Below are 20,545 nucleotides of genomic sequence, written 5' to 3'. Positions count from 1 at the left end.
CGGCGCGGCCCGTCCCACTGGATGCCGTGGATGAAGGTGGGATCGCTGAAAACGCGGCTGCCGCGCCTGCGGCAGCGGCTGCAACCGCTGTGGCCATGGCTGCGCTGGGGCACCGCTGCCTTGCTGGCGCTGCTGCTGGTGCTGGATTTCGCCTTCCCGCCGCCGTTGCCCAGGCAACGCGACACCAGCACGCTGGTGGTTGCCGCTGACGGCAGCCCGTTGCGTGCGTTCGCCGACGCCGAGGGCGTGTGGCGCTATCCGGCGTCGGTCGACAGCGTTTCGCCGCTGTACCTGCAGGCGCTGCTGACCTACGAGGATCGCTGGTTCTGGCAGCACCCGGGCATCAATCCGCTGGCGATCCTGCGTGCCAGCGGGCAGTTGCTGCGCGGTGGCCGCATCGTCTCCGGGGGCTCGACCCTGACCATGCAGGTCGCGCGCATTCTGGATCCGCATACACGCACCCCCTGGGGCAAGCTGAAACAGATGCTGCGTGCACTGCAGCTGGAAGTGCACCTGTCCAAGCGCGAGATCCTCGCGTTGTATCTGGAGCGCGCGCCCTACGGTGGCACCATCGAGGGCGTGGAAGCGGCCAGCTGGGCCTATCTGGGCAAACCGGCCGCACAGCTCTCGCATGCCGAGGCCGCACTGCTGGCGGTGCTGCCACAGGCCCCCAGCCGGCTGCGCCCGGACCGCCATCCCGAAGCGGCACAGAAGGCACGCGACAAGGTGCTGGCGCGCATGGCCGAGCTCGGCGCGTGGACGCCGGACGAAGTGGAAGATGCGCGCATCGAGAACGTGGTTGCACGCTCGCTGCGTCCGCCACTGCATGCCGCATTGCTGGCCCAGCGCCTGCACTCCGCGCATCCGGGGCAGGCACGGATCCAGAGCAGCATCGACATCGGCCTGCAGCGCACCCTGGAAGAGCGCGTCGCCAGCTATTTCTCCACGCTGCCCGAGCGCACCTCGGCGGCGCTGCTGGTGGTCGACAACCAGACCTTGCAGGCGCGTGCGTACGTCGGCACGCTGTCTTTCGGTGATCGGCAACGGCTGGGTCACGTGGACATGGTGCAGGCCTGGCGTTCCCCGGGCTCCACGCTGAAGCCGTTCCTGTACGCGATGGCACTCGATGATGGCCTGATCCATTCCGAGAGCCTGCTGGTGGATGCACCGCAGAGTTTCGGCAACTACCGGCCAGGCAATTTCGACATGGCCTTCAACGGACCGATCAGCGCCGCCAGTGCCCTGCGTCTGTCGCTGAACGTGCCGTCGGTCGATCTGCTGCAGCGGGTAGGTGCGGCACGCTTCGCCGCACGCCTGTCGCACGCCGGCATCCAGTTGCGCTTCCCGCCGGGCAGTTCGCCCAATCTGTCGCTGATCCTCGGCGGTACCGGCGCGCGGCTGGAAGACCTGGTCGGTGCGTTCGCTGCGCTCAACCGCAACGGCATTGCCGGCCGCGTGCGCTACACCGATGACGAACCGATGATCGAGCGCCGGCTGGCTTCGCCTGGTGCCAGCTGGATCGTGCGCGAGATGCTGGAATCGAATCCGCGCCCGGGCTATGGCGTTGGCACGTTCGACGTTGGCGGGCGGCCGCGCGTGGCCTGGAAGACCGGTACCAGCTATGGCTACCGCGATGCGTGGGCGATCGGCAGTACCCGCCACTACACCGTGGGCGTGTGGGTGGGGCGGCCCGATGGCACGCCCTTGCCGGGCCAGTACGGTGCGGTCACGGCGTTGCCGCTGATGTTCGAAGTGGTCGACAGCCTGCCGCGTCAGCGCGGCGATGCGGCGGCCGTGCCGATGCCGGCCAGCGTGACCCAGGCGGACATCTGCTGGCCGACCGGTGAACTGGCCGAAGCGTTGCCCACCGCGCTCTGCCAGCGACGGTTGTCGGCCTACCTGCTGGACGGCGCGGCGCCGCCCACGTTCCCGGAGCGCGACGCGCGGCGTTGGCAGCCCGGTCGTCAACGTTATCTGGCCGACGCGCGCACCGGCCTGCGGGTATCGGCTGACTGCAGCGCACCGCATGAAGAGGTCGCGCGTGAAATCGCGCGATGGCCGGCGCTGCTGTCACCCTGGCTGCCCAAGGCCACGCGCGATGCCTCACAGCTTCCCGTGCTGTCAGCGGACTGCCGCGACGATGGTCGTGAGGCCAGTGTGGCCCTGCATATCGATGGCCTCAACGAGGGCGCGACGTTGGCGCGTGCGCCGAATGCCGAGCACGGTGTACGCCTGCAGCTGCGCGCATTGGGCAGCGAACAGGCCGTGGATTGGCTGCTGGATGGCCGCTGGATCGCGCAGACGCGCGGTGCGCAGCTGATGCAGCGCGAGTTTGCCGATCCGGGGGCTCATACGTTGACCGCGCTGGCCGCTGACGGCGCCTGGACGCAGGTACGGTTCAACGTCCTCAGGTAGATGCCGATCTTGGGCATGCCCCGGCGCTACCGATGCACCATGACCCGGTAGGTGCCAACCTTGGTTGGCACGCGCAGAAGCACCCACCAAGGTGGGCGACTACCAAGGCGTTCACCGGGCATGACCCGGCGCTACCGATGTATCAGGACCCGTTCGATGTGCATGGCTCGGCACCCCTGATGCACCATGGCCCGGTAGCTGCCAACCTTGGTTGGCACGCGCAGAAGCTGCCCACCAAGGTGGGCAACTACCAGTGCGTTCGCCTGGCATGCATGGCCCGGCACTACTCCCCGATCCACCCCTCCAGCAGGTCGGCGAACTCATCGGCGTGCTCCTCCTCCTGCGCCAGGATCTCCTCCAGAATGCGCTTGGTGGTGGTATCGCTGTCGCCGATGAAGTTGATCATCTCGCGGTAGCTGTCGATGGCGATGCGCTCGGCCACCAGATTCTCGCGGACCATGTCGCGCAGGTCGCTGCCTTCCCTGTATTCGGCATGCGAGCGTGCGGTCAGCGTGTCCGGATTGAGGTCCGGCTCGCCGCCGAGCTGGACGATGCGCTCAGCCAACTTCCCGGCATGCGCCTGCTCCTGCTGCGCGTGTTCCAGGAACTCGGCCTTCACCGCATCGGCCAGCATGCCCTTGGCCATGAAATAGTGCCGGTAGTAGCGCAGCACGCACACATATTCGGTTGCCAGCGCATCGTTGAGCAGCTTGATCACCACCTTGCGGTCGGCGCTGTAGCTGTCGGTGATCGCTCCGTCCTCGATGTTCTTCCGTGCCCGCTCGCGCAGGGTCTGGCGATCGCTGATGCCTTCGATCCTGGCGGACGGAGAGGTGTTGCTGGCTTTGGCTGGCTTGTTGGACATGGCTGGCCGGTTTCCTGTGCAGTCAGGGTTTCAGGTAGGAAGGTGCTCCAGCACATGCTCGGCCGAAGACACCTCGAACTGTCCGGGTTCCTCGATCCAGGCTGCGCGTACCGTGCCGTCCACCACGTACAGGGCAAAGCGGCGCGAACGGATGCCCATGCCCGACGCACTGGCATCGAGCTCCAGGCCAAGCGCGCGGGTCAGTTCGGCGTTGCCGTCGGACAACATCAGCAGACCGTCGGGCACGTGCTGGTCGGTGGCCCAGGCTTTCATCACGAAAGGGTCGTTGACCGCCACGCAGTAGACATCGATGCCGCGATGGCGGAACGCCTCGAACTTTTCCACGTACCCGGGCAGGTGGCGGGTCGAGCACGTGGGGGTGAACGCACCGGGCACGGCAAACAGCACCACCTTGCGCCCATCGAACAGGGCGTGGGTATCAAGGGTCTCGATACCTTCGCGGATGCGCTTGAGGGTGACTTCCGGGATGCGGTCGCCGACATGGATGGTCATGGGAACTCCTTGCTGGGTGAGGGTAGGGGCCAGGAGGGGACGGGCGCGTCAAGACATTGGAAAACCCACGTATACACCCCATCTCTGTCGTCCGCGGGGGCTGTCAGCCACAGCATGGGGCAGGGCGATGGCTGGTGCATTGCGCTGGATCAGTCGGCCTCACCGTTGCCGCACGACCGGCGGCGTAGCATCGCCGGCGCGTAGAATGAACCCGGGGCAGCGCCACCGGCGCCGCCGAAGCGAATCGAGGTAGCTGGATGGAATTCAAGGATTATTACGCCACCCTGGGGGTGGAACCGAGCGCGGGCGACGCGGAAATCAAGACCGCCTATCGTCGGCTGGCACGAAAGTACCACCCGGACGTCAGCAAGGAGGCCGGGGCCGAAGACAAGTTCAAGGCCATCAACGAAGCCTACGAGGCGCTGCGCGATCCTGAGAAGCGCGCGGCCTATGATCAGCTGCGCGCGCAGGGCTATCGCCCGGGCGAGGAGTTCAACGTGCCGCCGAACTACGGCGGCGGCGGTTTCAATTTCGAGGAAGTATTCGGTGGTGGTGGCGGTGGCCCCAACGGTGGCTTCAGCGACTTCTTCGAGAGCCTGTTCGCGCGCCAGCGCGGCGGCCAGGGCGCAGGCCCCGGTCCGGGCTTCAGCAGCCACGGCCATGCACCCAACCGTGATACCCGGGCCAAGCTGTCGGTACCACTGGAGGCGGCCTACAACGGCGACAGCCTGCGCATCACCGTCAACGGCAAGCAGCTGGATGTGCGCGTGCCCAAGGGCATCCGCCCCGGGCAGGTGATCCGCCTGGCTGGGCAGGGCAATCACGGCGGCAACCTGCTGCTGGAAGTGGAGTACGCCGCGCATCCGCAGTTCGAGGTCGATGGCCGCAACATCCTGTACACGCTGCCGGTCACCCCGTGGCAGGCGGCGCTGGGCACCAGCATCAGCGTGCCGACCTTGGGCGGAGCGGTGGAACTGAAGATCCCGGCCGACTCCGATGCCGGTCGCAAGCTGCGCCTGCGTGGGCGTGGCCTGCCGGGCAGCCCGGAGGGCGATCAGATCGTCGAGCTGGAGATTGTCGCCCCGGCGGCGACCGACGAGGCGCAGAAGAAGGCCTATCGGAATCTGGCCAAGGCGTTTGGCGAAACGATCTGAGATCTGCTTCGGTGGGTGCGGACCTTGGTCCGCACGAATTGCGGTGGTGCCGGCCGCTGGCCGGCAAAGGCGTGCCAACCAAGGTTGGCACCTACCAGAGCAAAGGCGTGCCAACCAAGGTTGGCATCCATCAGGGCGGTGTGTCAGCCCTGGCCGGCGAACACCCGCTCCAGCACTTCGGACAGTTCGTCTTCCGAGAACGGCTTGGTGATGTAGGCCTTGGCGCCCTGGCGCATGCCCCACATACGGTCGGTGTCCTGGTCCTTGGTGGTCACCAGGATCACCGGAATGTGCCGGGTCGCTTCATCACGGGCCAGGGTGCGGGTGGCCTGGAAGCCATTGAGGTTGGGCATCACCACGTCCATCAGTACCAGGTCGGGCAGCTCGGCCTTGGCGGTCTCCACCCCGGCCGCGCCATCGGTGGCGGTCAGGATCTGGTGCCCGAGCTTCTCGACGATGCGCTGTATCCCCAACAGCTGCGACGGTGAGTCGTCGACGATCAGAATGCGTGCCATGTTGTTCCCCATGTGATGCCGGAAGTGTAGTGCCGGCATCCGGTTGGCGGGAGGGCGACAGCTGCCGTCCGTCGCCTGCCTGCGACGTTCAGTCGATCCGCACCACCGTGCGGCCAAGCGAGCCGCCCGCCAGCATGCGGTCGAACACCGCAGGCAGACCGTCCAGACCGACTTCGGCGGTGCAGATGCGGTCCAGGTGCTGCGGTTTCCACGCGTCACCCAGGCGTGCCCACACTTCTTCGCGCAGCGCGCGCGGGGCATTGGCCGACGAAACGCCGAGCAGCGAGACACCGCGCAGGATGAAGGGCATCACGGTCATGTCCAGCGTCGGGCTGGCGGCCAGGCCCGCACTGACCACGCTGCCGTAAGGCACGGTCTGGGCCAGCAGACTGGCCAGCATCGGCCCGCCGGCGTTGTCCAGGCCACCGCCGAAACGTGCCGACTGCAGCGGCCCAGTGTCGGCAAGGGCATCACGCGGCAGCACTTCGGCAGCGCCGATGCCGTGCAGGAAGTCGCTCTGCTCCGGTTTGCCGCTGATCGCGTGCACGGCATAGCCGGCGCGGCTGAAGATGTCCACGGCCAGGGCACCGACCCCACCGCTGGCGCCGGTGACCGCCAGTGGCCCAAGCTCGGGCGTCTGCCGGTTGTCCTGCAGGCGCAGCAGCGCCAGCGCGGCGGTGAAGCCGGCCGTGCCCAGCACCATCGCCTCGCGCGGGCTCAGGCCTGCCGGCTGGGCGATGACCGCGCTCGATTCCAGTCGCACGTACTGGCTGTAGCCGCCATCACGGGTTTCGCTGAGGCCGCAGCCGGTGGCCAGCACCGCATCGCCCTCGTGCCAGGCCGGATCGGTGGAGGCGACCACCGTGCCGGCCACGTCAATGCCGCCTACCAGCGGGAAGCGTCTCAGGATCCGGCCTTTGCCGGTGCCGGCCAGGGCATCCTTGTAGTTGACCGAGGACCAGTGCGCACGGATCAGCACCTGGCCGGGGTTGAGGTCGTCCAGGCTCAGCGGCACCAGGCCGCTGCGGTAGCCGGCGTCGTCTTTTTCGATGCGGAAGGCGGTGAACGGGGCGGTGGGGACCATCGGCGTTGCCTGACTTCGAGGAAAACGCCACCTTACCCGCTCCAGCCCCTTTCAATCCTGCCGGTCAGCCCCATCTTGTATGATCGGTAGTGGTTCATGGCTGGCGTTGCGGGAAGGGCCCGCGTCGCAGCCCACATCTTGATGGAGCGTGCATGGCCTGGAATACACCCGGCGGCAACAAGGGCGGACAAGGCCCCGAAGACAATCGACGCGGGCCGTTCGGGTCGCGCGGCGGTGGCAATGGTGGCGGCTGGGGCGGATTGCCCGGACCGCTGAAGGACCTGTTCGATGGCGGCATCCTGCGTTGGGTGGCGGCGGCAGCGGTACTGCTGGTGCTGTTCTCCAGCTTCCAGCTGATCGGCGAACAGCAGCGTGGTGTCGTGCTGCGCTTCGGCCAGTTCTCGCGCATCCTGACCCCAGGCCCGAACTTCAAGTTGCCCTGGCCGATCGAATCGGTCACCAAGGTCAACGCCACCGAGATCAAGACCTTCTCGATCCAGGTGCCGGTGCTGACCCGCGACGAGAACATCGTCAACGTCTCGTTGAACGTCCAGTACCGCATCGATGACCCGCAGCAGTATCTGTTCGGCACTGTCGATGCCAACCAGGTGCTGGAACAGTCGGCGCAGAGCGCGGTGCGCGAGGAAGTCGGCCGCGCCGACCTCAACGCCGTACTGAACAACCGTGGCCCGCTGGCCGTGGCTGCTGAAGAGCGCCTGCAGACATTGCTGACGGCCTTCAAGACCGGTCTGACCGTGACCGGCCTGACCCTGCAGGACGCCCGTCCGCCGGAGGAGGTCAAGCCGGCCTTCGACGAGGTCAATGGTGCCCAGCAGGTCAAGGAACGTCTGATCAACGAAGCCCAGGCCTATGCGGCCAAGGTCGTGCCTGAAGCGCGTGGCCAGGCCTCGCGTGCCCGTACTACCGCCGAAGGCTACAAGCAGGCCGTGGTGTCCAAGGCCGAGGGTGATGGTCAGCGCTTCAGTCTGCTGCAGGCCCAGTACAAGGACGCGCCGGAAGTCACCCGCAAGCGCCTGTGGCTGGAAACGGTGCAGCAGGTGCTGAGCGAGAACCGCAAGGTCATTGGTGGCGATGGCCGCCAGCTGATCTACGTGCCGATGACCGGTGATACCCGTGCCAGCACCTCGGCACCGGCGCCGGTACCGAACCCGGACGTGGTGATGCCGTCGCTGCCGGGTACCACGGCGGTTGAAGCTTCCCGTGATCCGGGCCGGCCGGTAGGCCGCCCGACCGGGCGTTCGAGCGGCCGTGAGGAGGGCAGCCGATGAGAAATTCCATTTGGATCGCCGCTGTCGTAGCGGTGCTGCTGGGCCTGCTGGGCTCGGTGTATGTGGTCCGCGAGGACCAGACCGCCATGGTCCTGAACCTGGGCAAGGTGGTGCGTTCGGATATCAAGCCGGGCCTGCACTTCAAGCTGCCGGTGGTGGAGACGGTGCGGGTGTTCGACCGCCGCTTCCAGGTGCTGGACACCGCGCCGGCCCGCTACTTCACGGCCGAGCAGAAGGACGTCAGCGTCGACTTCTTCGCCATCGGTTACATCTCCAACGTGGGTGATTACTTCCGTGCCACCGGCGGCGATCCGCGTATCGCCAACGCCCGCCTGGCACCGATCATCACCGACTCGCTGCGCAACCAGATCAACTCGCGCACCCTGCAGCAGCTGGTCTCCGGCGACCGCAGCGAGCTGATCGCCGAGCAGCTGAAGGGCATCAACGAAGCTGTTGCCGGGCTGGGCATGCAGATGATCGACCTGCGCATCAAGCAGGTGGACCTGCCCACCGACAGCCAGGTGATCAATGACGTGTACGAGCGCATGCGCGCCCAGCGTAAGCAGGAAGCCGCCAAGCTGCGCGCCGAAGGCGAGGAGCAGTCGCTGACCATCCGTGCCCAGGCCGACCGTGACAGCACGGTGCTGATCGCAGAAGCCGAGCGCGATGCCCAGCGCATGCGTGGTGAAGGCGATGCCGAGGCCGCGCGCATCTACGGCAAGGCCGGTTCGGCCGACCCGTCGTTCTACGCGTTCTACCGCAGCCTCGAGGCCTATCGCGGCTCGATGACCGACGGCAACGGCGTGATCGTGCTGGACAAGAACGACCCGTTCCTGCAGTACCTCAAGAACGATCGCTGAGACCGCACGGCAGTACTTCACGGGGCCCGGCCATGCGCCGGGCCCCGTGCTTTTCCGGAGTTCCCCCATGAAAGATCTGTTCGCCGCCGTCTGCCTGGTCGCGGTGCTGGAAGGCCTGTTGCTGTTCGCGGCTCCCGTGGCCTGGAAGCGCATGGCCGAACGCCTGCTGGACCTGCCCAGCCCGGCCCTGCGCAGCTTCGGTGGCCTGGTCCTGCTGGCCGGGCTGAGCCTGCTGTGGTGGGTACGGCATTAGCAGGGGGCAGATCCCTTTCCGCAGGAAAGGGATCTGACCCCATTCCGGACGTCCAGACGGGTGGCTGACCGGCTGGTGAAGCCGCCCGTCGGAAAGGTGGCACCGGACCCCGGAAACCCGGATAATGCACAAAAGCCGGACGGGCCTCCCCGTTCGGCTTTTTCCGTGTCTGGGCCTTCCATCGCCGGCCGCTCCCCGTTTGGAGCCGCCACCCAAGCGCTGGCCAGCCCCGCTGCGGTTTACCCGTCCGCGGCCCCGATGGCCGCAACAAATAGAGGAACCCGTCATGGGTCAGTCTGTCGTAGTGCTTGGTGCCCAGTGGGGCGATGAAGGCAAGGGCAAGATCGTCGATCTGCTCACTGAGGAAATCGGCGCGGTCGTGCGCTTCCAGGGCGGCCACAATGCCGGCCACACCCTGGTCATCAACGGCAAGAAGACCGTCCTGCACCTGATCCCGTCGGGCATCCTGCGTGACGATGCGCTGTGCCTGATCGGCAACGGCGTGGTGATCTCGCCGGCTGCGCTGCAGAAGGAAATCGCCGAGCTGGAAACCTCCGGCGTGGAAGTGCGTTCGCGCCTGAAGATCTCCCCGGCCGCGCCGCTGATCATGCCGTACCACATCGCCCTGGACCAGGCGCGCGAACGCGCTGCCGGCGGCAAGGCGATCGGCACCACCGGCCGTGGCATCGGCCCGGCCTACGAAGACAAGGTAGCGCGTCGCGGCATCCGCATCGCCGACCTGCATTACCCCAAGCAGCTGGAAGAACTCCTGCGCACCGCGCTGGATTACCACAACTTCGTGCTGACCAACTACCTGAAGACCGACGCGGTCGATTTCCAGAAGACCTTCGACGAAGCGCTGGCCTTCGGCGAGTACGTGCAGCCGATGAAGTCCGACGTTGCCGGCATTCTGCATGACCTGCGCAAGCAGGGTAAGCGCGTGCTGTTCGAAGGTGCGCAGGGCGCGCTGCTGGACATCGACCACGGTACCTACCCGTACGTCACCAGCTCCAACACCACCGTTGGTGGCGCGCTGGCCGGTGCCGGCGTCGGCGCTGATGCGATCGACTACGTGCTGGGCATCGCCAAGGCCTACGCGACCCGCGTGGGCGGTGGCCCGTTCCCGACCGAGCTGGACGATGAAATCGGCCAGGGCATCCGCGATCGCGGTGCCGAGTATGGTGCCTCGACCGGCCGCCCGCGTCGCTGCGGCTGGATGGACATCGTCGCCCTCAAGCGCGCCGTGGCCATCAACGGCATCAGCGGCCTGTGCATCACCAAGCTGGACGTGCTGGACGGCATGGAGAAGCTGAAGGTCTGCATCGCCTACGAATACAACGGCAAGCGTACCGAGTACGCGCCGCTGGACGCGCAGGGCTGGGAAGAGTGCACCCCGGTGTACCTGGAGTTCCCGGGCTGGACCGAGAACACCCACGGCATCACCAACTGGGACGACCTGCCGCCCGCCGCACGTGCCTACCTGCGTTCGCTGGAAGAGTTGGCCGGTTGCCCGATCAGCATCGTCTCCACCGGCCCGGACCGCGACCACACCATGGTCCTGCAGGATCCGTTCGCCTGAGTGACTGCCTGGTAGCGTGAAGAAAAAGCCCCGCGAAAGCGGGGCTTTTTCGTTAGTGTGTACGCAATGCCAGCAGGGAAGCGGATCGATGCCCGGCGATGTCAGCGTGAAAGGGACGAAGGTGCTGCGGATCACCCTGTGGGTGTTCTGGGGCCTGTGGGCAGCCGCTTGTGTGGTGCTGGCGGTGGGCGCTGTGGCCAACCACCTGGCCTCACGCACCCAGACCCTGCCGCTGGAGCTGAGCCCGGGTGCGAGCGCGGAGATCACGGTCTACCGCTTCATTGACGATCGCCTGCGGTTGCGGCTGCGCTATCCGCCCAACGCTGCCGACCCGGCCCTCGACCCCGACGTGCTGCTGCGCGTCGAAACCCCCAACGAGCATGCGGACTTCCGCGCGAGCGTGCGATCAGGCCCGCCCGCAACGGATGTCGTGCGCAGGGTGGAAACCGTTGAAACGGCGGGTTTCGCCGCCGCGTACTTCGGCTATGGCCGCGGTGACGCATTGCCCCGTGGCCGTTCCTGGCTGCGGGTGACCGTGCTGGAGGTGGAGCCGGCGCTGCTCGGCAGGCCGGCAACCATCGAGCTGCAACCGCCGCTGGATCTTCTGAAACTGACCGACCTGGACTACATCTGGCTGTGGCCGTTCTTCTTCTGGAAACTGGCGGCGCTGTTGCTGCTGATTCCAGGCATCGCACTGGTGATCTTCACCATCGCGCTGCGCAGGCAGAGCCCGCGCGCTGTATAGGCGTCCCGCAGAAACCGTGTGGGTTGCGACTTAATCCCCTCCGTCCCCTTTTTTCAGCAGCGGATAGGGATTGATCGACTCGCCCTTCCACCACTGCTTCTCTGGCCCCAATGTGTGCACTTCGAAATGCAGATGGGGAGCTTCGGGGTTGGCATTGCCGGTGCTGCCGACGTAGCCGATCACGTCGCCGTGCTTGATGGTCTGCTTCTCGGCCAGGCCGTCGGCGTAGCGCTGCAGGTGTGCGTAGTAGTAGCACCAGCGGCCGCTGGGTTCGAACTGGTAGATCGTCAGGCCACCGCGTTTGCTGTCGAACAGTTTCTCGACATGGCCATCGGCCACGGCCAGCACCGGCGTGCCGGCAGCGGCCATGATGTCGATGGCGTCGTGCACACGGCCTTCGCTGCGTGCGTCGGTGAAGGTGTCCTGCAGTTGCGACGGCGCAATGCCCTGTACCGGCAGCAGCAGGCCGGAGGGTGTGTCGCCGGTTGCTGGTGGGGCGGGCGCAGCGATTGCCGTCGCTGCCTGCTCCGCGGGTACGGCAGGTGCGTGGTCCGCCGCAACTACTGCAGAAGGGTGGACAGCCGCGCCATCGGAAGGCTCGCCATCGCGCTGCAGCCACCACCCGGCGGCGACGCCCATCACCAGTCCTGGCACGATCAGTTGCGCAAGTCGCATCGGCTTACTCCTGCATCACCACGACTACCGACGTATCCACCGCCGCGGCCACGCGCAGCGCATCCCAGTTGGTCATGCGCACGCAGCCGTGCGATTCGGTCTTGCCGACGTGGCCGGGCACCGGCGTGCCGTGCAGGCCGTAATGCGGCTTGGACAGGTCGATCCAGACCCGGCCGACGGGATTGTTCGGGCCGGGCGGAATCGTGGCTTTGCGATCGCCCTTCTTCGCGTCCCAGAACAGTTTCGGGTTGTAGTGGAACGGCGGATCCGGATACACACCAAGGATCTTCCACTCACCGATCGGCAGCGGGTCATGCTCGCTGCCCGACGACACCGGCACCTGTGCGATCAACTTGCCCTGTGCGTCCAGCAGCTGCAGGGTGGAGTCGGATTTGTCGACCACCAACTTGGTGGCCTTGGGCAAAGCGGCAGGCGCAATGTTGGGCACCTGGATGCGGCTGCCGGCCTTGCTCAGATCCACGCCGGGATTGAGTGCCTTCAACAGCTCCGGGGCGGCATGGAAACGCTCGCCCAGTGATTCTTCGATACTACTGAAGCCCAGGGATTTCAGTTTGGCCTGTTCGGCGGGCTTTTGGGGAACCGCAACAAACGGACCGGCCACATCCTCGGCGGTCAGCGTGTAGCTGGCCAGCGGACCAACCGAATCGGCCTGCAGGGCCCTCCAGGTGGCGTCGTCCAGTTCACCGCTGACGGTCAGCCCGTGCGCGGCCTGGAAGCCGGACACCGCCCGCCGCTGGTTGCTGCCCACTTCGCCATCGATCTCGCCCGGCGAGAAGTTCGCGCGGTCCAACAGCACCTGTGCGTGCAGAGGCGAGCGCGTTGCGGTGTCAGGTCCGGCCTCTTCGGCGATGGGCGCTGGCAGGCCGGCAGGTGGAGACGTCTGCGCGAAGGCGGGCGACATCAGCAGCGACAGGGCAAGCAGGGCGAGGCGGCATACGGGCATGGGCATTTCCAGACAGATAACGCCTTCACCCTGCCTGCAAACGCTGCGTAGCTGCCGTGAAAGGGAACTGATGCCGGCATGAGCAGCGGGGTGCATCGTCACGCCAAAGATCCACCGCAGAAGCGGAGGACGGCGCCTCACCAAGGTGAACGGCATCCGACGCAGGCGAGCGCGGGGCGATCAAGATTCCCGACAGGCAGGCCGATATGGGCGCATCTCCCCCGTTTTGGATTCACCCCATGAACTACTTGAGGAACGTCAGGGTTGCCTGGCGTCTTGGGCTTGGCTTTGGCCTGTTGTTGCTGCTGGTTGCCGCCGTGGTGGCCACCGGTGCTACCGCCACCACCGTGCAGAAGCGCGCGATGGAGCAGGTGGTCGAGGTTGGCGTAGCCAAGGTACGGCTGCTGTCGGAGATGCTCGATGCCAACAACCAGATGATGGTCGTGCGCCGCGAGATGCTGATCCGCCAGGGCGAAGACCGCGCCAACGACGAGCAGCGCATTGCCGATCTGGTCAAGCGCTACGAGGCCAGCTGGACTGCCTACCAGGCCCTGCCCGGCGATGCCGGGGGCAAGGTGATCGGCGAGACCATCGCCGCCAAGCGTGCGCTCGCCCGTCCGCTCAACAAGCAGACCAGCGAACTGATGGAGCAGGGCGATTTCCCCGGTGCCGTGGCGCTGACCCTGGGCCCGGTGCAGGAAGCGGCCAATGGCTGGAACAAGGCGCTGGCCGATGGCGTGGCCTATGAAGAAAAGGAAAGCCGCGAGGCTGCTGGCGAGGCGATCCGCCTGGGCGAGCGCAGCCTGTTGCAGCTGCTGGTGCTGGGTGGCGTGGCGCTGCTGGTCGGCATCGCCGCGTCGGTGTTGATCGGCCGCAGCATGACCGGCCCGCTGGCGCGTGCGGTGCAGCTGGCCGAGCGCCTGTCCAAGGGCGAACTGGACCAGGAATTCCGCCTTGGCGGTCGTGACGAGCTGACCCAGCTTGGCGAGGCCATGGCCAGTGTGCGCCAGAGCGTGCAGGCGGCGATCGGCGCGCAGCTGCAGATGGCCGAACAGCATGAAGCCGGTGCGATCCGTTACCGGATGGATGCCAGTGCGTTCCCCGGCGACTTCGGCCGCATGGTGCAGGCCACCAACCATCTGGTCGAGTCGCACGTGCAGGTGCAGCTGCTGATGGCCGAGGTGATGCAGCGCTATGCCATCGGCGATCTCAGCCGCGATCTGCCCGAGTATCCGGGCGAGAAGGGCACGCTGACCCGCACCCTGGCGGCGGTGAAGCAGAGCCTGATGGCGATCAACGCGCAGATCGATGAACTGGCCCGTGCCGCGCGCGCTGGCGATTTCAGCGTGCGTGGCGATGCTGCGGCATTCCAGTACCAGTTCCAGGCAATGGTGAACCACCTCAACGGCATGATGGCCAGCTCGCAGGCCAGCATCGCCGATGTCTCCGACGTGCTGCGCGCCATCTCGCATGGCAACCTCACCGCGCGCATGGAAGGCGAGTACGAAGGCGTGTTCGCGCGCATGCGTGACGATGCCAATGCCACCACCACGCAGCTGACCGGCATCGTGCGCGGCATCCAGGTAGCGGCTGACAGCATCAACAACGCGGCACAGGAACTGGCGGCCGGCAACAACGATCTGTCGCGCCGTACCGAACAACAGGCCGCGAATCTGGAAGAGGCTGCCGCCTCGATGGAGGAGCTGACTTCGACCGTGCGCCAGAACGCTGAGCTGGCCCGCCAGGCAGACAGCGAAGCGCATGCGGCCGGCGTTGCCGTACGCGAGACCGAGCAGGCCATGGCGCAGATGGCCACGGTGATGGGCGAGATCGATCAGTCTTCCGCGCGCATTTCGGAGATCTCCACGGTGATCGATGGCATCGCCTTCCAGACCAACATCCTGGCGTTGAATGCCGCAGTGGAAGCGGCGCGTGCCGGCGAACAGGGCCGCGGCTTCGCGGTGGTGGCCAGCGAAGTGCGTACGTTGGCCCAGCGTGCCGGTGTCGCTGCCAAGGAGATCAAGGAACTGATCGAGGACGCCGCTGCCAAGGTGCAGAGCGGCCTGGCCGTGACCGTGCAGTCCGAAGCCGCCATTGCGCGCGTGGCGCAGGCCAGTTCGCGTACCACCCTGCTGATGAGCGATATCGCCGCCGCCAGCAAGGAACAGGCGGCTGGCATCGAGCAGGTCAACCAAGTGGTGGTGCAGATGGACCAGGTGACCCAGCAGAACGCGGCGTTGGTGGAAGAGGCCACCGCTGCCAGCCGTGCGCTGGAAGAGCAGGCACATGCGCTGACCACGTCGGTGTTGGTGTTCCAGCTGGAACAGGGGGTGCGCATGCCCACCGTGTCTGCACGCGCGGCGTAAGCAGTCCGTAGTTGGAAGTTGGATGACGCCCTGCATGCGATGGCCCGCATGCAGGGCGCCGATGGGTCCAAAGGATGGGCACAGCTAGCGCCCGCGCGCGGAACGTTCGATCAACCAACCGGCCGCGTACAGCAGCAGCGTTGGAGGAACCAGCACCGCATACGCGGTCGACCAGTCCAGCTCATCACCCGTCGCGTCTTCATCTGTTGGCCATGCTTCAACGGACGTCGAAGCGCGCCTGCAGGGGCAGGCTCACATTCCGCAGCAGATCCCTGACCACCATCTGCGCGGTCCACGTGCCCCCCGGCCGCGGCGGTGGTGGCCGGTTGGGTGAGGGCGCTGCCCGCTACCGGCTAACCGCCAGCGCGGGTGCGTGCGGCCTTCTTCGCCGCGGTCTTGCGTACCGCCTTTTTTGCTGCACGCGTCTTCGCGGCCTTCTTCGCTGCGGTGCTGCGTGAGGCGGTCTTCTTCGTTGCTTTGCTGGCGGCCGCCTTCTTTGCCGGGGCTTTCTTCACCGCCTTCTTTGCAGCAGTCTTCCTGGTGGCCGCCTTCTTTGCAGGCGTCTTTTTCGCAGCGGTCTTCTTGGCCACCTTCTTCGCAGGCGCCTTGCTTGCGGAAGCCTTCTTCGCCGTTGTCTTTCTGGCCGCCTTCTTCGTTGCCTTGCGGGCGCTGCCGCTGCGCTTGCCGCCACCATCCTGCTTGTTCACGGTGGCCCAGGCGATGCGCTCGGCGGTGCCCTCGCTGGCACCACGTTCGCGCTCGCTCTGCTCGATATGCTCGGCCTGGCGCTTCTGCTTGTCGGTATAGGCGGATTTGTCACCACGGGGCATGGGAATTCTCCTGTCGTATGGTCAGGCCAGCAGGCGCAGCTTCGGCTCGCGTGCCCACTGGCGGATGGCGGCACCGGCGAGGAAGGCCTTGCTGTCTTCGGCCTCCACGGTGCCGGCATCGTTGCCGACGCGCGCTGCCTTCAGCAGGGCCTGTGCGCCTTCGTCACTGGCAATCGCTTTGAGGTGCGCCCAGGCGTCGCTGACGAAGCCGACGGCCGCCGCTTCCTTGGCCAACGCCTTGCCAGCATCGGCACTCAGCACCACCGCGACCGCATCGAAGATCACCGATGGGGTACCGGCCAGCTGTCCGTCGGCGGCCTGCACCTTGCCGTCGCTGAGGGTGGCGCCGCCCACTTTGGGTGCCACCAGCTTGACGCTGGCGCCAGCCTTTTCAGCGGCTTTGCGCAGGTTGGCGATCACTCGCGCATCGGAACCTTCGTCGAACAGGATGCCGATGCAGCGCCCCTGCAGCACTGGCTTGTTGCGGCCGATCACGCGTACTTCGGGTGCGGCGGGCAGGTCCTGCGCGGGGGTTGCCGTCGGTGCCGGGTCGGGCAGGGTACGCAGGGCCAGCCCATCGGCCACGCGTTTGGCCAGTCCTTCGTCGATGTTGCGCAGATGGCTGACGGTGCGCACGCGCACCTTCTCCGTTTCCACCTTCGACAGCTCGAACACCAGCGCCGAGGCCAGGTGCGCCTGCTCCGGTTTCTCCAGGCTGCGGAAGAACATCCGCGCCTGGCTGTAGTGGTCGGCAAAGCTCTCCGCGCGGGTGCGGCCTTTGCGCCCGTCATCGGCGCTGGCGTGGCTGCGGAAACCGGCGGGGGTCTCGCGCGGGCTGTCTTCCTGCAGCGAACTGGGGTCGTAGGCCACGCGCCCCTTCGGCACCTGCATCTGCATGTGGCCATCGCGCTGGTGGTTGGCGAACGGGCACTTCGGTGCGTTGATCGGGATCTGGTGGAAGTTCGGTCCACCGAGGCGGATCAGCTGGGTATCCAGATAGGAGAACAGCCGTCCCTGCAGCAGCGGATCGTTGCTGAAGTCGATGCCGGGCGGCACGTTGGCCGGGCAGAACGCAACCTGCTCGGTCTCGGCGAAGAAGTTGTCCGGCCAGCGGTCCAGCACCATGCGTCCGATCACCTGCAGCGGCACCAGCGACTCGGGGATGATCTTGGTCGGGTCCAGGTGGTCGAACGGGAAACCGTCGGCCTGTTCCTCGCTGAACAACTGCACGGCCAGCTCCCACTCGGGGAAGTCACCGCGCTGGATCGCCTCGAACAGGTCGCGCCTGTGGAAATCATTGTCGGCTGCCTGCAGTTTCAGCGCCTCGTCCCAGATGGTGGACTGCAGCCCCAGCTTCGGGCGCCAGTGGAACTTGACGAAGGTGGAGTTCCCTTCTTCATCCAGCAGGCGGAAGCTGTGGATGCCGAAACCTTCGATGGTGCGCAGCGAGCGTGGGATCGTGCGGTCGCTCATCGCCCACATGATCATATGCATCGATTCGGGCATCAACGAGACGAAATCCCAGAACGTGTCGTGCGCGCTGGCGGCCTGCGGGAACGCGCGGTCCGGTTCCATCTTCACCGCATGGATCAGGTCGGGGAACTTGATCGCGTCCTGGATGAAGAACACCGGAATGTTGTTGCCGACCAGGTCCCAGTTGCCCTCCCTGGTGTAGAACTTCACCGCGAAGCCGCGCACGTCGCGCGGGGTGTCGACCGAGCCAGCGCCGCCGGCGACGGTGGAGAAGCGGGTGAACACCGGCGTCTTCACCCCGACCTCGGTGAGGATCTTCGCCCGGGTCACCTTGCCCAGCGAGCGGGTCAGTTCGAAGTAGCCATGGGCGGCCGAACCGCGCGCGTGGACGATGCGCTCGGGAATGCGCTCGTGGTCGAAGTGGGTGATCTTCTCGCGCAGCAGGAAGTCTTCCAGCAGGGTCGGGCCACGCGGCCCTTGGCGCAGGGAATTCTGGTTGTCGGCGACCGGGATGCCCTGGTTGCTGGTCAGTACCGGATGGGCGCCTCCTGCGAGCTGATGCAGTTCATCGCCCTGGCCGCGGCTGTCACGGTCGGCGGAGGGAGTGGCGGGAGCGCGCTTGCCGGTCGGCTTGCTGGCGGCCATGGAGGATCTCCTGGAGCGGGTAGGGGCAGACTCCAGACACTGGCGCTGGCGGCGTTAATGCACGGTCCCGTAGGAGTGAACGCGCAGACAAATCGGCGGCTCGGGTATGCTTGCCGCATGCGAGTCGAACCCGCCGACATCGAAGCCCTGTTCGACGCCATTCCGGACGTGCTGTTCTTCATGAAGGACCGCCAGGGCCGCTACACCTACGTCAACCAGACCATGCTGCGACGGCTGGGCCTGCGTGCGCGCAAGGACGTGATCGGCCGCACCGCGGCCGAGATCTACCCCACCGGCCTGAGTGCGGACTATGTCGACCAGGACGCACGCGTGCTGTCCGGCGAGGTGATCGAGAACCTGATGGAACTGCACCTGTTCGCCAACCGCGAACCGGGCTGGTGCTTGACCTGCAAACGCCCGTTGGTGGTGGACGGGCAGGTCGAGGGCCTGATCGGCATCTCCCGCGACCTCGGCCAGAAGGACAGCCTGGGCACCCAGTATGAGCAGCTTCGTCTGGCCTTGGCCCACCTCAATACGCACTACGCCGAGAACGTGCGCATGCAGACCCTGCTGGACATCACCGGATTCTCGTTGTCCAAGCTGGAGCGCAGCTTCCGCAAGGTGTTCCAGATGACCCCGCAGCAGGTGCTGACCCGGTTGCGGATCCAGATGGCCATGCACCTGCTGCATGGCAACGAGAGCATCGCCTGCATCGGCCAGGCCTGCGGTTTCAGCGACCAGAGCGCGTTCACCCGCAAGTTCAAGGCTGAAACCGGTTTCTCACCACGCGCCTATCGCGCCCGTATTGGTGGGAATGTCAGCGGTAATCTCGGCGAGCCGGTACCGGCCTGAGTTCCCTGCTGCGCTGTGCCTATCCCCGCGGCGGCTGGACACGGTAAGGTGTCGCCCTTGTCGCCGCCGCCAGCCCTGCCGATGCCCGCCACCCCCGATCAGACCGCTTCGCCCTCCCGCCTCGGCCATTCGCTCAAGCCACGCCAGCTGATCATGATGGGGCTGGGCAGCGCCATCGGCGCCGGCCTGTTCCTCGGCTCCGGCGTGGGCGTGCAGGCGGCCGGCCCGGCGGTGCTGGTGTCCTACCTGGTGGCCGGTGCGCTGGTGATCATCGTCATGAACGCGCTGGGCGAAATGGCCGCCGCCAAGCCGACCAGCGGTGCGTTCTCGGTGTATGCGGCCGATGCCATGGGCGCCACCGCGGGCGCCACCGTGGGCTGGCTGTGGTGGGTGCAGCTGGTCATCGTGATCGCCGCCGAGGCGGTGGGTGCGGCCGGGTTGCTGGCCACGGTCTGGCCGGTGGTGCCGGTACCGATGGCGGCACTGGCATTCATGCTGTTCTTCACCGCGATCAACCTGCTCGGGGTAAAGAACTTCGGTGAGTTCGAATTCTGGTTCGCCATCCTCAAGGTGGCGGCGATCCTGGCATTCATCGCTGTTGGCGTGGCGCTGCTGATGGGCTGGCTGCCGCAGGTGGCCTCGCCGGGCCTGAGCAACTTCACCGAGCACGGTGGCTTCGCACCGAAGGGCCTGGCCGGCATCGGCGCGGCGCTGCTGGTGGTGGTGTTCGCCTTCGGCGGCACCGAGATCGTGGCCGTCGCGGCGGCGGAAACCGAGGACCCCGAGCGCAGCATCGCCCGTGCCATCCGCACCGTGGCCTGGCGCATCCTGGTGTTCTACATCGGTTCGCTGAGCGTGATCATCGCCGTGGTGCCGTGGACCAGCGAAGCGCTGAAATCGCCGTTCGCCGCGGTTCTCGATGTCGCCAATATTCCGGGTGCGGCCACGGCCATCACCCTGATCGCAGTGATTGCCCTGCTGTCGGCGCTCAATGCCAATCTCTACGGCGCCTCGCGCATGATGTATTCGCTGGCGCAACGCCGCGAAGCACCGGCCGTGCTGGGCTGGACCGACCCGCGCCAGGTGCCGGTGATCGCGGTGCTGGCCAGCGTCCTGTTCGGCTTCGCTGCCACCATCATGGAACTGCTGTTCCCGGACAAGGTGTTGCCGGTGCTGCTGAACATCGTCGGTTCCACCTGCCTGCTGGTGTGGACGTTGTCGCTGGTTTCGCAGCTGGTGCTGCGCCGTCGCGCCGACCGCCTGGGCACGCGCCTGCCGTTCCGCATGGCCGGCTTCCCGTGGCTGACCGTCTGCGCGCTGGCGATCCTGGCGCTGATCTTCGGCCTGCTGCTGAGTGAAGCGCATACGCGCCTGCAGTTCCTGTCGATGGTGGCGCTGACGGCGACCATCGCGGCCAGCAGCGCCATTGCACGGCGCATGCGCGAGGCGTGATGGGGCCGCCGGGCAT

Annotated in this window: 18 protein-coding genes; 10 read left to right on the top strand and 8 right to left on the bottom strand. The window is 66.5% G+C overall.

What is annotated here, in order from left to right; translation table 11 throughout:
* Nucleotides 1-30: 30 nt before the first annotated feature.
* Nucleotides 31-2,415: a penicillin-binding protein 1C gene (gene pbpC / locus ACEF39_RS15700; RefSeq protein WP_500285717.1), complete on the top strand. Its 2,385-nt coding sequence runs from the start codon at nucleotides 31-33 to the stop codon at nucleotides 2,413-2,415.
* A 283-nt stretch (nucleotides 2,416-2,698) separates the two neighbouring features.
* Here the strand turns inward: pbpC and ACEF39_RS15695 are convergent, their stop codons facing one another.
* Nucleotides 2,699-3,280: a ferritin-like domain-containing protein gene (locus ACEF39_RS15695; RefSeq protein WP_500285716.1), complete on the bottom strand. Its 582-nt coding sequence runs from the start codon at nucleotides 3,278-3,280 to the stop codon at nucleotides 2,699-2,701.
* 30 nt (nucleotides 3,281-3,310) lie between these two features.
* On the bottom strand, nucleotides 3,311-3,793 hold the full coding sequence (locus ACEF39_RS15690) for a peroxiredoxin (protein ID WP_500285715.1): 483 nt from the start codon (nucleotides 3,791-3,793) through the stop codon (nucleotides 3,311-3,313).
* 257 nt (nucleotides 3,794-4,050) lie between these two features.
* Between ACEF39_RS15690 and ACEF39_RS15685 the strand changes: the two genes are divergently transcribed.
* Nucleotides 4,051-4,947 (top strand): DnaJ C-terminal domain-containing protein, encoded by an 897-nt coding sequence (locus ACEF39_RS15685; protein WP_500285714.1) that lies wholly within the window; start codon nucleotides 4,051-4,053, stop codon nucleotides 4,945-4,947.
* A 143-nt stretch (nucleotides 4,948-5,090) separates the two neighbouring features.
* On the opposite strand, the gene pilH is transcribed toward ACEF39_RS15685, so the two are convergent.
* Nucleotides 5,091-5,462 (bottom strand): twitching motility response regulator PilH, encoded by a 372-nt coding sequence (gene pilH, locus ACEF39_RS15680; protein ID WP_005410644.1) that lies wholly within the window; start codon nucleotides 5,460-5,462, stop codon nucleotides 5,091-5,093.
* 88 nt (nucleotides 5,463-5,550) lie between these two features.
* Entirely contained in the window at nucleotides 5,551-6,546 is a 996-nt protein-coding gene (locus ACEF39_RS15675; RefSeq protein WP_500285713.1) for a YhdH/YhfP family quinone oxidoreductase, read from the bottom strand.
* 152 nt (nucleotides 6,547-6,698) lie between these two features.
* Here ACEF39_RS15675 and hflK point away from each other — a divergent pair, with 152 nt between their 5' ends.
* The 5 genes from hflK (at nucleotide 6,699) to ACEF39_RS15650 (ending at nucleotide 11,272) form a co-directional block, all read left to right on the top strand.
* Nucleotides 6,699-7,835, top strand: coding sequence for an FtsH protease activity modulator HflK (gene hflK / locus ACEF39_RS15670; RefSeq protein WP_500285712.1), 1,137 nt, complete (start codon nucleotides 6,699-6,701; stop codon nucleotides 7,833-7,835).
* Entirely contained in the window at nucleotides 7,832-8,695 is an 864-nt protein-coding gene (gene hflC, locus ACEF39_RS15665) for a protease modulator HflC (RefSeq protein WP_500285711.1), read from the top strand. The genes hflK and hflC overlap by 4 nt, the downstream gene beginning before the upstream one ends.
* 67 nt (nucleotides 8,696-8,762) lie before the next feature.
* On the top strand, nucleotides 8,763-8,948 hold the full coding sequence (locus ACEF39_RS15660) for a DUF2065 domain-containing protein (protein WP_089236459.1): 186 nt from the start codon (nucleotides 8,763-8,765) through the stop codon (nucleotides 8,946-8,948).
* Nucleotides 8,949-9,234: 286 nt separating this feature from the next.
* Nucleotides 9,235-10,527, top strand: a complete 1,293-nt coding sequence (locus ACEF39_RS15655; protein WP_380654040.1) for an adenylosuccinate synthase — start codon at nucleotides 9,235-9,237, stop codon at nucleotides 10,525-10,527.
* A gap of 106 nt (nucleotides 10,528-10,633) precedes the next feature.
* Nucleotides 10,634-11,272: a hypothetical protein gene (locus tag ACEF39_RS15650; RefSeq protein ID WP_500285710.1), complete on the top strand. Its 639-nt coding sequence runs from the start codon at nucleotides 10,634-10,636 to the stop codon at nucleotides 11,270-11,272.
* A gap of 30 nt (nucleotides 11,273-11,302) precedes the next feature.
* On the opposite strand, the gene ACEF39_RS15645 is transcribed toward ACEF39_RS15650, so the two are convergent.
* Nucleotides 11,303-11,947 (bottom strand): M23 family metallopeptidase, encoded by a 645-nt coding sequence (locus ACEF39_RS15645; protein ID WP_500285709.1) that lies wholly within the window; start codon nucleotides 11,945-11,947, stop codon nucleotides 11,303-11,305.
* Between the two features lie 4 nt (nucleotides 11,948-11,951).
* On the bottom strand, nucleotides 11,952-12,917 hold the full coding sequence (locus ACEF39_RS15640; protein ID WP_500285708.1) for a L,D-transpeptidase family protein: 966 nt from the start codon (nucleotides 12,915-12,917) through the stop codon (nucleotides 11,952-11,954).
* Nucleotides 12,918-13,150: 233 nt separating this feature from the next.
* Between ACEF39_RS15640 and ACEF39_RS15635 the strand changes: the two genes are divergently transcribed.
* Nucleotides 13,151-15,277, top strand: coding sequence for a methyl-accepting chemotaxis protein (locus ACEF39_RS15635; protein ID WP_500285707.1), 2,127 nt, complete (start codon nucleotides 13,151-13,153; stop codon nucleotides 15,275-15,277).
* A 353-nt stretch (nucleotides 15,278-15,630) separates the two neighbouring features.
* On the opposite strand, the gene ACEF39_RS15630 is transcribed toward ACEF39_RS15635, so the two are convergent.
* Together ACEF39_RS15630 and ACEF39_RS15625 are read right to left on the bottom strand one after the other, a co-directional pair.
* Complete coding sequence (locus ACEF39_RS15630) at nucleotides 15,631-16,107, bottom strand: hypothetical protein (protein WP_500285706.1); 477 nt, start codon at nucleotides 16,105-16,107, stop codon at nucleotides 15,631-15,633.
* Nucleotides 16,108-16,128: 21 nt separating this feature from the next.
* Nucleotides 16,129-18,225 carry a catalase gene (locus tag ACEF39_RS15625; RefSeq protein ID WP_500285705.1) on the bottom strand — a complete coding sequence of 699 codons (2,097 nt, stop codon included), beginning with the start codon at nucleotides 18,223-18,225 and terminating at the stop codon, nucleotides 16,129-16,131.
* 117 nt (nucleotides 18,226-18,342) lie between these two features.
* On the opposite strand from ACEF39_RS15625, the gene ACEF39_RS15620 reads away from it, so the two are divergent.
* Both ACEF39_RS15620 and ACEF39_RS15615 read left to right on the top strand, forming a co-directional pair.
* A complete protein-coding gene (locus ACEF39_RS15620; RefSeq protein ID WP_500285704.1) occupies nucleotides 18,343-19,077 on the top strand; it encodes a PAS domain-containing protein in 735 nt (244 codons plus the stop codon).
* A gap of 81 nt (nucleotides 19,078-19,158) precedes the next feature.
* Entirely contained in the window at nucleotides 19,159-20,529 is a 1,371-nt protein-coding gene (locus tag ACEF39_RS15615; protein ID WP_306669828.1) for an amino acid permease, read from the top strand.
* Nucleotides 20,530-20,545 lie beyond the last annotated feature (16 nt).

This window comes from Stenotrophomonas indicatrix (genome assembly GCA_041545745.1).
In the GTDB taxonomy this organism is placed as follows: Bacteria; Pseudomonadota; Gammaproteobacteria; order Xanthomonadales; family Xanthomonadaceae; genus Stenotrophomonas; species Stenotrophomonas indicatrix_A.
This window is presented reverse-complemented; position numbering and strand designations above follow the sequence as displayed.